This is a genomic window from Sphingobacterium mizutaii (assembly GCF_900187125.1).
In the GTDB taxonomy this organism is placed as follows: Bacteria; Bacteroidota; Bacteroidia; order Sphingobacteriales; family Sphingobacteriaceae; genus Sphingobacterium; species Sphingobacterium mizutaii.
Window position 1 is genome coordinate 1,906,214 of record NZ_LT906468.1, and the last position, 14,277, is coordinate 1,920,490.

A 14,277-nucleotide genomic window follows, 5' to 3' on the forward strand; every position below is an offset into this window, starting at 1 on the left:
AATTTAGGGGATACTTATTATGGATTTAATCTTACAATTAAGCAAATATTAAGCGCGTAATTATCGTTTTTATTATTTAAAATTGAATTAAATTTCATCCAAATGTTTGTCAATGGAACAAAAAAAGATAAAATAGAATTCCTTACAGAATTCTACGAGAAGAGATATGCAGAAAGAAATTTCAGGTTCAGGTCAAATGAAATAAATAGCATTTTGGATCCTAATGTTCTTGAAAATATGATCATTGAAATTTCACGGCATACAGAATTCCGAGCAATGAAATTTCGTGATAAGGAAGGCGTTTATTTTGTTATCTGTAAATTATAAAGTTAGCAAATGTGGGAAAATCCTTCCTGAACAATTTTTCCAAATTACTGAATGAATTAGAATGACGTTTGTTTCCATATCCATTTAAACTTAATAAATTGTGGTAAAGTGGAGTCACCACCATTAGCCTTGAAAATAATTATTGTTTTTTCTAGCTTCTGTTGAAAAAATTTAATTCTTATGAGGACATGGAAAGGGAAGTTTTAACTTTTGTCTTTGATCAAGAGAGCCTATGTCGATAACTATTTTGGACAAGTAGTGAAAAAATATTAATTTGGTGGCATATTAGGATGAAACAAAACCTCATTTTTGCTGCCTTTGCACTATTACTCTTTCTACTGATTTCCATTGGACTAAATGTATTTTTGATAAAAAAAACAGATCAATTGAGAAAGGAAATTGATATGAGAGACTCTCTGATGGATCAAGCATTTGAAAAATCAAAAATAATATTAGAAAACCTTAATAATACCAATCCAATATATTGAACAAGCTGAATACTAGGATAAGTTGTTTTTAAAGGATAATTTCTCTCAGGTAAATATATCTCAAATACAATTCTGTGATTTTTGAAAACTAATAGGAATAATCACAGGATTCTTATTGTATATGACTTGTGTTTTGGGATATTATGGTTTATTCATAATTAATGATTGTATAAAATCCTGCAATTCAATTCAAGAAAATTACGAGCGAACATCTATTGGATAACCTATTCCCAAAAAGGTATTGGGAATATTCAAAATTTCAATTTTGAGATTAAAAAAACAGGAAAATCGGGAATATTTTATATTGGATACGAAAAAAATCATTTTCAAATTACCCTAAAAAGGAAAGAAAATTAAAACAATCTGAAGAGTAAGGAATAGAATTATTTGTGCATATCAAAAATACGCTTTCAGCAAATCAATTCAAGAGGTAAATGATGATATTTTAGGAATTTTATTAGGATTACAATTCAAAACCAATATTTAATAATACAGTGTATTGATCGCGGTCGGATAAGCAAATCCTTGAAAAATACAAAACCATTTATTCCAACATCCGTTTAATATAAGTTTTAAAATGAAACAGTGGAATCATTTTTGGTAATTTAGATCGGAAAATAAAAAAACCTAACATGAGGCTAATCCGTTAGGTTTTTTTTGATTTTCCTTTAATGGTTGTACAAAGAGAACTTAAATATAAGTAAAAACCCTGAAAATTCAAATCAGGGCTTTTAATATTTGAACAATGTTACTTTATGAACATTTAAATATAAATAAGTTTTTTCTTATTTTTTTATCAAAGTGAAACTATTATAATATGTGAATATTATTAAGTTTTTGAAATCTGGAATCATCCACGTCCATGATCCATCAATAACTTTATTCATATTCGAATGTATTAATTGTATTAAAGAAATTTAAAGACTAAAGTTTCTGTACTATGTATGAAAAAAGTTCAAATTTTATTTTGTTTGGCATACTATTTTCCTTTGATTGATCTTTCTACAATCGCTTATCATTGGTTAAGGTCTAATAGATCAATCATTTGAAGGAGATTGGAAATGAATAGGGATTAGGACCATTCTTTGCGTGTCCATCAGGTTTAAAAGAGAAAAGTATTGATTGAAGCGATTTGTAAAATTACCACTGCCACCACGGTCTAAATAGAGTTCAAAATCGAACTGAAAAGGTTTACTCATAAAATCTAAGCATATGAGCAGGAAAACAAGACCTTGGGTTGAGGAGATGTTTTATATCGTTAAATTTCACATGTTATTCCTTATGTAAGTAAGAATTCAGTTCAGTGGTAATACTGATGAATTGCGAAATAAACATTATTGAATTCTGTAGCTTGCTAGATCTTGCTAATGAGGTTATACTTTTTAGAAATTTTAATCAAATTTAATCTCAAAGATTATATAATGCTTAATACCAAATTTTGCTCCCCATGAGTTTATATCTTTTCCGTGTTTATCCACTTCACAGTACATCTTTTGGCCATTTCTTTCATAGGGTAAAATATATGCAAAAGCAGGGAATGGATCACCTACTTTTATTTTCCAATCCACGCCAATGTCACGCATAGAATAATCATCAGACTGAATAGCCTCAAAATACCTTTCATTTCCTTGGCCTTGGAATTTAAAAAATACCTTAAGCCTTCCCTCCATCTTCTTTCCGGTAACTGAAAAACTGAGACTATCAGAGGCGATCCTCGGATCTCCGGTCTGCTTAGAGTTCACGATCGTATCTATATTTGTGTTAACACCATCCAAATATGTTTTTGAAATCAAGGAAAAATTTCTTCCCTTTAGCTCCTTCCCAGAGAAAACCACATTATAATGGTCAATATTTTCAAAACGCAAGAGTTCTCTCAATTCTTTATTCTTTGAACCGTACTCCGTTTTCATAATAATGTTTGAGGTTTCGGATTGGCCCAAAACCACAAAGGGATATAGAATAAATAAATGAACTAATAGAAGTTTCATATAATGATTTAAGTATGGTTCGAAAATATATAGTAATTTGGTTAAAGGCAAATATGGCGGTATAATTCTTTGGTTATATTTTTGTTTAATTGCTACTTAAAGCAAAAAATAGCAGAATGTTTTTTGGCTGGCGAACAACATTTCTGCTGTAACATTATTCATCCCTAGGATAAATTCTTTCAATACATAAAACATTTAGGAGTTTTTTTCTTTCATGACCAGATTTCTTCAAATAAAAAAAAAACGATATGATTTTCGGACGACGATACTTGAAATAACCACCAATTAATTAACCAAGACATTTTTTGATAAGGATATTATTTTCTATAAAACTTTGCTGTGCGGATTCACATTAAATTTAATGGTGTAATTTGGTTGGTTACTGAAAAGAGTTCCCTATCAAACGTTCCACTGAAACTTTGAATAGATATTTTAATTAATGATCAAAAATCGCTAGGTTATAAATTCAATCAGTTTTTCGGATACTGATCGAGCCGCAATAACCGCCCCCTCCATATAACCAGGATATTGGGTTGCCGTTTCACTTGCTGCGAGGTACAAATTACCCTTCATATAACTGTGATGTAACAGCGGATGCCCGTTATCTTGATGCGGACGTTGGATTGTCAGATTACCAGTCAATATAAATTCATCTGACCAGACCTTATCAAAATAAGCAGTTGGGGTGAGAGCCTTTTTCCCAATCAATTCGCCTAATTGTTGTAAAACAAGCCCTTTTCTCACTTTGGGCATGTAAGCTGAAGCCCCTGTGTTTAGAAAACCCGTAAAGCCAAATCTATCCTCTTCAAAATTGGTATGGTCGTACATTTCAGTAATGATACCTGCATGGCTGTACAGCATTCCTGAATATCCCTGGTTCCGCCAAAAAGGTTGGTCATATTCCAATGTGAACTTTATTGATCCTGCCATCCAGGTTTGTAAGTTGGGAAGAAGGGCCGTGAGTTCTTCAGGTAACAATGGTGAAAACATTATATTAGATACTAACTGTGGAGGAATGCACAGGATGACTTTGTCAGCCTCTATTTCTTTGCCCATATCATTTTCAAGCATCATACCTTCTCCTGTTTGTTTTATCGATCTGATCTTACAATTCAAAAAAATACGGTCTTGGGGTAGCTTAGCTCCCAAAGTATCGATCAACATTTGCGTGCCCCCGGTTAAACGGTAAGATGGTTTTTCAGCCTCGGGGATATAGAATTTCTGTGGTTGTTCAAACGATTTGGTCTGAAACAATGTTAAACCTTTTGAGAACTGTGGGTATTTTCGGAGTCCCAATTCATTTATTAAAAACAGAAGATTCGAATGCAGGTCGGAGAACCAGGTTGCGCCCAATTCCAAAGGAGTCTGTAAGGTTCCTGTGACGGTCTGTATCCTTCCGCCAAGTCTGGAAGATGCTTCCAAAATAATGAAATCTATATTCCTTTTTGTTAGCAGGTAAGCCAAAGTTAACCCACTCAATCCACCTTCTATGATAACAATACGTTGCTTTTCATTCATCTTATGGAACCGTTTTTGATTTTAACCTTCAAATTTCCATTTTTATCCCTTTGATATCAGTGGACAAATCGGAAAAATAATGGAACATATAGGAAAAAAAAGCGAATCTATATACTGGTGGATTTGGAGTATACACCAAATTTGTAAATTAGCAAAAAGGTACAGTGTTCTCAGTTGAGTGTCTATGGCAAAAGAAAAGTCGAACATAATCAATGAATATCATCTATAGGCACAAGCCTGAATGTCCACAGTTTGCTTTATATGATCTGAAGGCACATTTAATGGAAAATCAATGCCAAGTAGTAAGACCGCACATTCACAGCTTTTATCAGGTCATATGGTTTAAAAAAGGAAAAGGGAAACATTCTGTCGATTTCAAGACCTACGATGTTTTTGATAATTCGATTTTTTTCGTTGGACCCAATCAGGTGCATCACTTTGATGAAAATTACGATTATGAAGGTGTGCTATTTCATTTTAACCGGTTATTCCTGTTACAGGAACAAAGCCCATTAGATTTTTTCCTGCATTTCAATTTATTTAATAATTCCCTCCATCAATCCTCTTTAAACGTCAGTACGGGGATCGTCGATACCTTGGATAGGTATGTTTCACAGATAAAGGATGAATTGAACAATGAAGAAACATTTGGCAAGGAATTGATTTTGGGCAGCTACCTCAAATCATTCCTTATTCAGGTACAGCGCAAGAAGAACATTTTTGAACAGGGCTCTGAGGTCTGGTCTCCAACTTTCAACGACAAAAGATTGGTGCTTATGAGGTTCATCAATCTGATAGACGAAAACTATAAAAAAGGATATACCATTGCCGAGTATGCCAGTTCATTGCATATCTCTTCGAGGAGTCTGTCCGACCTCACCCACCAACAGCTCCATAAAACTCCTTCCCAAATGGTTCAGGAGCGAATTATTTTGGAAGCTCAGCGTCTATTATTGTATTCCAACTCCAATGTCAATCAGGTGGCTTACCGTTTAGGCTTTGAAGATGCCTCTTATTTTGTAAAATATTTTAAAAAATATACAGGTGTTTCACCGAAAGATTTTAGAAAGTCCATTTCTTAAAATTACCATTTGTTTTTCTATTTGCTCATTGTTTAAAAGCTGTAAATCAAAGACTTTTGTTAACCAAAATTTTACACCTATGGCAACGGCATATTTAGTGATTACACTTACGATTGTCGGTATGGATTTAGCGGGTGCAGCGGCAGTTTATTGCCTGTATAAACATCCCTTTCTAGAGACAATAAAAGGTGCTCTGTCGAAAGAACTATTATACCATATCGACGATGTGCTGCTGTTGCACGGTTTTGAGTGTGTAGAAGACGCTCAGGAATACCTGATGAGCAACCTTTTTAAAAAAAATGTGGTTACCTCCCTGAAACCATACATAAAGGGCAAGCCGAACATTAAGATTTATAGTGTATCTTAATATTTAGTACTGGAAGGAATGGTCCTTCAGGCCCTTTCGATTGTTGATTATTCATAAAGTATATAATGATGAAGACAATTAAAATGAAATGTTGATTTTTGAGTTCGGCACACAAGGCTGAATTGCTGGGAAATTTTCCATTTCAAAAAAACTATATGTGTTATCTTCACGGAGCTAGGCATTAATCCAAGTAGGCGAGGAGAAGATAAAAATGTTTCTGGGCGGCGCATGGCCAGGGACCAACCGTTATTTTTTACTATCGGATTTTTAATCTTGAATAAAGGTTGTCACTTTTTTATGTTAACCAATTCACTTTTTCCAATAAGCCTGAAGACTTTGTGTTTTTATCTTGAAGTTAAATTTGAATATCTTCTTTAAAACGTAAAAGGAACTATCATTGTATGCAGTAAGTTTTAGAGAAAGGTACCAAGTATTTGGCGTTAACTGGTGGAATCAAACAGTGATTTTTAGCATTTCATTAATGGGGGATTTTATTTGCAATCAAATGTGCTTTAAATTGTTAGCAATTTTAGGATTTCCAATTACTCATTGATAAAATATCATATTTATGATAATCAATCATATTCAGCTCTAAATACTACATTTAAATAGAAGAAAAAAGCAAGAAAACATCGCAAAAATGGTAACTATTTCAAAAAGGTAAAATAATCTTCTAATAAACCTACTTTCTGGCTCTAAATTAGCTCCCTCTTTTAACAGTGTTTCCTTAATCTTTTTTAACATTTCCTTAACCCTGGTTAAGAAATCAATAGTTGGTTTGGTACTCATGCTTTATTCCTTCCTATGACAATAAAAATGCTAGAATCATCAACATAACCGTAAAGGATATTTTGAAAAAATCAAATATGATTGATGTGAGCGGATCTTTATAATCCTCCTCTTCAATTTCATCAATATAAACCCTTTCAAATTTCTTGTAGGAAGTTTTTAATTCCTCAATTATCTTTTTCCAGTAAGATGGTTCCACAATCTATATTTAACGCAAAATTTAATTATTTTTCAAACCAAGTTACTTTAACGTCATTAATACATCCCTTTATATAAGTATTATAGCTATTACAGTATCAATTAATCGATGTTGGTTAAATTACTGTACATCTTAAAGTTATTCGGTTTAACAAATCCTGAACAATATCGGATAAAATACTCTTTTTTTAGAATAAATTTTTAAAAATATCCCCTCGTTGTGAAATAATATTTGCTTTAGCTCAGTTAAATAATTATTTAAAGTATTTTTTAAAGCTAATAAATTTGAAAATTTGAATGTACTGCATAAATCCGTTAGGAAAATCACCACTCCAGACTATATTGAAGATACCAATGAACTCTTGAACATAACTCTCGGAAATATGTTTAGTATTTTTCTTGAATATGACACAATGGTAGTTGTGGATTCAACCTATTTTGAACTATCTCAATACTACAAAAAAAAATAGCATAATTAAATAGATATTTTCAAGGAGTTGGCTTGCATTTACCAAGCTATATTGATATAAAATATTGGAAAGAGTATCTTTCTTTTATTTGGGTTAATAAATCCCTATGGATTGGTATTTATTAAAAACCATATTTAACTCCTCCTAAAATTCTAACAGATATAATTTATCTGTACGGAAAAATGTCCTAATTCTTTTTCTTCCTTAATGCTGATTATTTCGATTTATCGGTAATAGTTAAATTCAATTTATGATTGTAAATAAAAAACAATTAAGTTTTATTTTTATTTATTGATTAAATGCTTTAAAAATTCACTTTTTTGTTTAAAAAATCTTTTTTTATTAATCAATCGTAAACATGTTCTTAATATTGTATTAATAAACCGTAATTACTTTTGCCGTTATAAATCAACCTAATAGTGTGTACTATGAAAATGAAATTATCCTTAATTGGAATCTTCTTTTTTTCGGTTAGCTTATTACAAGCACAGACTGATGATGGCATTATGCGTTTAACAGAATTCGCATATCCAGTAAAACGGGAAAATCTAATTATTCCCGATGTCAATGGCTATCAAGTATTGAAATGTGATTTTCACATGCATACGGTATTTACCGATGGTCATGTATGGCCAAATGTGAGAATTCAAGAAGCCTGGCGTGAAGGGTTGGATGCTATTTCATATACCGAGCATATGGAATATAACCCCCACAGTGCGGATGTAAAGGTAGACCACAATCGTTCGCATGACTTAGCTGTTGAACTGGCTAAGGAGAATAATATTGTTTTGGTCAAAGGAACGGAAGTGACAAGACAAACGCCTCCAGGACATTTTAACGCTTTGTTTATTCAAGATGCAAACGAATTAGTATCAGATAACAATTCCAATTTAGATCAGGAAGCAATCTACAAGGCTTACGTCCAAAAAGCATTTATTTTCTGGAATCACCCTGGATGGAAAGCTACAGCAATTCCTGGATCCTATGAATGGATTGATTTTGTAGAAAAGATGTATCAGGAGAAAAAGCTGCATGGAATTGAGGTGGTGAATGGCTTAGGTTTTCATAAGAAAGCATTGGATTGGGCTTTGGACCGTAATTTAACCATTATTGGAAATACGGATATCCATAACCTGATTGCTCATGATTATAACATCGAGAAACAGGGGGTGCATAGAACGATGACACTGGTCATGGCGAAAGATCGTACAGCTGCCGGAATCCGCGAAGCATTGGAAGCTGGTAGGACGGTAGTCTGGTCAAGTAATTACCTGTTTGGAAAGGAAGAAAATGTTAGAGATCTAGTAAAAGCATCGATTTCAGTTTCTCCAGCCTACCATGAGAAAACCAATGTAAAAACCAAGGTAAGAACCAAATATTACGAAGTTAAGAACAATAGTGATCTATATTTTGAGTTGGAATTAAAAGGAGGGACTGGCACCAAGAGATTGGTTTTATATCCAGAATCCACTCAAATCTTGACTGCCGAAGCAGGGCAATCGAATTTAACCTATGAAATAATATCAACATTTATTCGGAGCGATAAGCATTTACAATTTGACATCAATTTAAAGTAAAAAGCGAATTCTAATTTTATGAAATCTTACATACCAATATTTCTATTGGCGGGGACTGTTTTGTCCTTACCAATCCAAAGCTCGGCTTCAAAATTGAGGACTGAGTTAATGAATTCAGTTGATTTTCAGCAAACTATTTCGGGGAGGGTAGTTGATGGGAGTGGAAATCCAATTGAAAGCGCGACGGTTGCTATTCAAGGCAGCAATCGTGCTACAGCGACGGATAAGAATGGTCAATTTACCTTGGAAAGTAGTAAATCCAATGTGACTTTGGTTGTCTCATTTGTCGGGTTTACCACCAAAACCCAACAGGTTTCTGGTGATTTGAACAATGTGGTTATACAGCTGGACAACAAGAACGATCTTGAAGAGATCGTAGTTGTCGGGTACGGAACCCAAAAGAAGATCAATTTGACCGGGGCCGTTTCACAGGTAACCTCAGAGGTCCTTGAAAACCGTCCTGCGGCAAGTTTAAGTAGGATGTTGCAAGGAGCACTTCCCAACTTAAACCTAAAGATGGTGGATGGAAGTCCGACGCGCGGAGCAACTTTCAATGTGCGTGGATCAACCTCGATTGGTGCTGGGGGAAGTGCATTGGTGTTGATTGATGGAGTAGAAGGAGACCCCAATATGATCAACCCGAATGATATCGAAAGTGTAACGGTATTGAAAGATGCCTCATCGGCAGCAATTTACGGATCTAGAGCCGCATTTGGGGTGGTATTGATTACCACGAAAAACCCGAAAGCCGGAAAAGCAACCGTAACCTTAAACTCTAACTTCTCCATGAATAACCGGGTGGTAGAACCAAAATTGGTGACCAATGGTTATGAATGGGCAAAGAATTTTAATGAAGCCTTCAATGCCTGGTATGATTATAAATCAACTCCAATTTCCGTAAATAACATATATCCATTTTCATTGGAATATTTGGAAGCTTTGAAAAAGCATTCCGAGAATCCAGGAGGCGAGGAAGTTGTTTTCAATAAGGCGACCAATCGTTATGAGTATTTTGGAAATACCGATTGGTACAATATGGTGTACAGGGAAAATATGCCGAGTACCGAACAGGCGATGAGCGTATCCGGAGGGGGAGAGAAAGCTTCTTATTTTCTTTCAGGCCGATACTTTCATCAAGGAGGTTTGTTCAATTTTAATCCAGATAAGTTCAACAAGTACAATATTCGTGGAAAAGGAGATATCAAAGTTACCGATTGGTTGACTTTCCAGAACAATACAGAAATCAGCAGTTATGATTATCACTATCCTATGTTTGCTGATGGCGATGGCAATATCTGGAGGCAGTTTGAGCACCAAGGATATCCCATGGCGGTAATTTATAATCCAGATGGCACCTTTACGCATTCTGCTGCTTATACCGGAATAGCATCCTTTATTGAAGGGAACAATGCTTCAGACCTGAATAATACTGTATTGAGAAATACTGCAGGAGTGATAATCAAACCAGTTAACGGATTGACTCTTAAGGGCGATTTCACCTATTCCAGAACTTGGGAAGATGAGCAAAGAACCAATAATTATATCAACTATAGTAATTCACCGGGCGTAATAGATCGTTTTGGACGTAGCTTATTGAGACAATTGAGCGAGCGTAAAAAATATCTAGGTGGAAACTTAACGGCAAATTATACCAAGAAATTTGCAGATAAGCATGATATCAATGCCTTATTAGGTTACAACGTAGAAACTCAAACTTTAAAAAGCTTGAATTCACAACGTGATGGTATAATTTTATCGAACAAACCGGATTTCAATTTAATGGATGGCTTGAATTTTAATATTACAGGAGGTGGAAATGAATGGGCATATTTGGGTGTATTCTACCGTTTCAATTATGCCTACGATAGCAAATACCTGATTGAGTTGAACGGTCGTTATGATGGATCCTCGAAGTTCCCTGAAGACCAACGATTTGGTTTCTTCCCTTCGGTATCAGCGGGATGGGTTGTTTCCAATGAATCGTTTTTCCAAGATGCAAAACCATTGGTTAGTAATTTGAAGTTCAGAGCTTCCTATGGTTCATTAGGAAATGGAAACGTAGCACCATACCGTTATCTTGAACAGATGTCGGTGGCCAAAACCGGAGTAATCCTAGGGGGTGTTCAACCAAGTTATACTTCCATTCCAGGAGTTATTCCATCTGGATTAACCTGGGAGAGATCCACAACGTTTAATGTGGGTGCAGATTTAGGGTTCTTCGATAATGCCTTGAACTTTACTTTCGATTGGTATAACCGGATGACCTACGATATGTTTACCGTGGGTGAGCCATTGCCAAATGTTTTTGGTGCCGCTGTTCCTTATGGAAACTTTGCGGACTTATCGACAAAAGGATGGGAATTGACGGTGAATTACAATAATCAATTTGAATTGGCCGGAAAACCATTTAACTGGGGAATCAATGGATCTTTATGGGATAGCAGATCCCATATTACTCGCTTCAACAATCCAAAAAAATTATTGAACAACTACTATGTAGGTCAGGAGATTGGTGAGATTTGGGGTTATGAAACCTTAGGTTTCTTTACATCTGAGGAAGATGTTGCCAACCATGCGGATCAAAGTTTTATCCGTAACTCGAACAACAATGTTTGGTTACCTGGAGATTTGAAATTTGCAGATTTACCAAATCCGAACGGAGATGTGGATGGTGTCATAAACTCAGGCGATAATACAGTAGATAATCCAGGAGACCGTCGAATTATTGGTAATAATTCTCCGCGCTACCAATTTGGATTTACCTTATCAGGAAAATGGAATGGGATTGGATTATCGGCATTTTTCCAAGGGATTGCAAAGCGTGATTATTATTTCTCACCAGAAGCAGGATTGTTCTGGGGTCCTTACAATAGACCCTATGGATACCAGCCAACCAAAATGATGGAGGATATGTGGTCAGAAGAAAATCCAGATGCTTATTTCCCTAGATATAGAGGTTATACCGCTTTGGGTACTGACCGTTCATTGGGTGCACCTCAAACTCGTTATTTACAAGATGCTTCTTATTTACGATTAAAATCATTGACCATTGATTATAATGTGCCACAAAAATGGTTACAGAAAACTAAGTTAGCCAATGTACAAGTCTTTGCAAGTGCGCAAAACTTATTCACTTTCTCAGGATTGTTTAAACATACCGAGAATTTTGACCCAGAAGTTATAGAGAAGCCAATTGGTGAGTTAACCAATGGTTCAGGGGAGGGATACGCCTATCCACAATTAAAAACAACAACTTTTGGTCTTAACTTAACATTCTAATTCTACCATCATGAACTCAAAAATTAAATATAGTATATTAGGATTGGCTGCGCTGGCATTTACTTCATGTAGCAAGGATTTCTTGGACCGTGAGCCATTTGATAAATTAGTTCCAAACACTTATTTCACAACAGAGGCTGATTTACAGCTTTATGCAAATTCCTTCTATCAACAATTTATCCCATCTGGTTTATCCATTGTACAGGCGGATGAAATGGGTGAATATACCTCCAAGAATAATTCTCCGAAATTTATCTCGGGAAATTTCTCAGCTGTTGATCAAGGGGCATGGAGTTGGACGAAACTTCGGAATATCAATTATTTCTTAAGTAAATACGATAACCCATCCATTCCAGAAGAAGCAAGGAAGCATTATTCAGGGGTTGCCCGGTTGTTCAGAGCCATGTTTTATTTTGATATGGTCAAAGACTATGGGGATGTGCCTTGGTATTCAAAGCCATTGGCAACAGAAGATAAAGAGTTATTATATAAGGGTCGCGATCCCAGACATGCGGTAATGGATTCTGTTCTTGCGGATTTGAATTATGCGGTAGCCAATATTCGTGATAAGAAAGACAATACCTCTTCCATGATGACAAAATGGGTAGCCTTGGGGATGAAATCCAGAATTTGTCTATTCGAAGGGACCTATCGCAAATATCATCCAGAGATCAAGTTGACCAATACGGCAGAAAAATGGTTGACAGAGTCCTTGAATGCTTCCAAGGAGCTTGTGGATTCAAAGCAATATACCTTATACAGTACCGGCAATCCAAGCAAGGATTACCGAACCCTATTTACGAGTGAGAATCCCGTTTCAGGAGAGGTCATGTGGTCCAATGTTTATAACAATGCTTTAAAGAGATGGCATGAAATTACCTGGAAATTTAATTCAGCGACATTTGGTGCGAGATGGGGATTGAACAAACAATTTGTCAACACCTATTTGAATGTGGATGGAAGCCGTTTTACAGATCAAGTAGGATATGACGAGCTATTATTCGTAGATGAGATGAAGAATCGCGATCCACGATTATCACAGACGGTTCGCGGATTGGGTTATAAACGTTCAGATGGATCTGCAGCACCGGCGAATTTTGGGTATACCTTTACGGGTTACCATATTATGAAATTCAGTTTGGATGACAAGCGATTAGATGGTGTAACGGAGGGGTACAATTCCATTACGATGATGCGATATGCGGAGATCTTACTGAATTATGCGGAAGCATCAGCAGAATTGGGTAAATTATCGGGTGATGCTGCCCTGTGGAATGAGACCATTGGAGCGTTGCGGGTGCGTGCGGGAATCAGTTCAAAACCACCTGCTGATGTTGATCGTTATTTGCAACAGGTTTATTTTCCGGAAATTTCTGATAAATACTTGTTGGAGGTCCGTAGAGAAAGAGGGATTGAATTGGTTTATGAGGGTTTACGTTATGATGACCTGATGCGTTGGAAAAAAGGAACCTTATTAGAAATGCCATGGAAAGGTATTTATGTGCCGGGAATGGATCAAGAAATGGATCTAGATGGCAATGGAACGCCTGATGTATCCTTTGTGACCAAAACACCATCAAGTCCAAAACAAGGAGTGTCCTATTTTGTTGTTGATGGAAAAGCGGCGAAATTGACTGAAGGAACCAAAGGGCATATTATCTGGCGAGCAGACGAGAATCGGAGGTTTGATGATAAAAAATATTTGAAGCCAATATCAAATGCGGATTTAGTTGTAAATCCGGATCTTGGCCAAAATCCCGGATGGTAATCCACCTAACTGTACAATTGAAATTAAATCGTCCTTAGATTTTCTAAGGACGATTTAATTTAATAAGGCCATGGTAATCCATAGAAGTGCATTTTTGATATCGTTAATATACATTAGGATAAAGTGAGTTTTAACTTTCACGCATTACAACTTGAAATCTTTGTCAAACATAATAGCTTTTATGTGATTTAATGGTAGCATTGGTAATAATTGGGATGAAACTTGCTTTGGACAAAGCCCTAAAAAAACTATTATGAGATAAGGGAAAGGATCAGTGTTTCCCTAATTGTCCAAGTTTTGTTAAAGGATTTCAATCTACTATTTTCCTTGTAATATTTGATGAATAAATTTTATAAATTCATTCTACAGTAATTTCTCAAAAAAAAGCCTTTATGATGAGTTGTTGATGAATCTCATACAAATATG

General features: G+C 35.4%; 7 protein-coding genes. 5 read left to right on the forward strand and 2 right to left on the reverse strand.

Annotated elements, in window-relative coordinates; all coding sequences use genetic code 11:
* Positions 1–2,206 precede the first annotated feature (2,206 nt).
* Together CKW03_RS08115 and CKW03_RS08120 are read right to left on the reverse strand one after the other, a co-directional pair.
* Entirely contained in the window at positions 2,207–2,803 is a 597-nt protein-coding gene (locus tag CKW03_RS08115; RefSeq protein WP_093095673.1) for a hypothetical protein, read from the reverse strand.
* A 453-nt stretch (positions 2,804–3,256) separates the two neighbouring features.
* On the reverse strand, positions 3,257–4,321 hold the full coding sequence (locus CKW03_RS08120; protein WP_093095675.1) for a flavin monoamine oxidase family protein: 1,065 nt from the start codon (positions 4,319–4,321) through the stop codon (positions 3,257–3,259).
* A gap of 212 nt (positions 4,322–4,533) precedes the next feature.
* On the opposite strand from CKW03_RS08120, the gene CKW03_RS08125 reads away from it, so the two are divergent.
* From CKW03_RS08125 to CKW03_RS08155, 5 genes are all read left to right on the forward strand, one after another.
* A complete protein-coding gene (locus tag CKW03_RS08125; protein ID WP_197700994.1) occupies positions 4,534–5,403 on the forward strand; it encodes an AraC family transcriptional regulator in 870 nt (289 codons plus the stop codon).
* 79 nt (positions 5,404–5,482) lie between these two features.
* On the forward strand, positions 5,483–5,770 hold the full coding sequence (locus CKW03_RS08130) for a hypothetical protein (protein WP_093095676.1): 288 nt from the start codon (positions 5,483–5,485) through the stop codon (positions 5,768–5,770).
* A gap of 1,885 nt (positions 5,771–7,655) precedes the next feature.
* Positions 7,656–8,804, forward strand: coding sequence for an Sb-PDE family phosphodiesterase (locus CKW03_RS08145; protein WP_093095681.1), 1,149 nt, complete (start codon positions 7,656–7,658; stop codon positions 8,802–8,804).
* Between the two features lie 108 nt (positions 8,805–8,912).
* On the forward strand, positions 8,913–12,083 hold the full coding sequence (locus CKW03_RS08150) for a SusC/RagA family TonB-linked outer membrane protein (RefSeq protein ID WP_197700995.1): 3,171 nt from the start codon (positions 8,913–8,915) through the stop codon (positions 12,081–12,083).
* A 10-nt stretch (positions 12,084–12,093) separates the two neighbouring features.
* The gene (locus CKW03_RS08155; RefSeq protein WP_093095684.1) at positions 12,094–13,851 is read left to right on the forward strand and encodes a RagB/SusD family nutrient uptake outer membrane protein; all 1,758 of its coding nucleotides are present in this window, start codon (positions 12,094–12,096) and stop codon (positions 13,849–13,851) included.
* Positions 13,852–14,277: the final 426 nt, after the last annotated feature.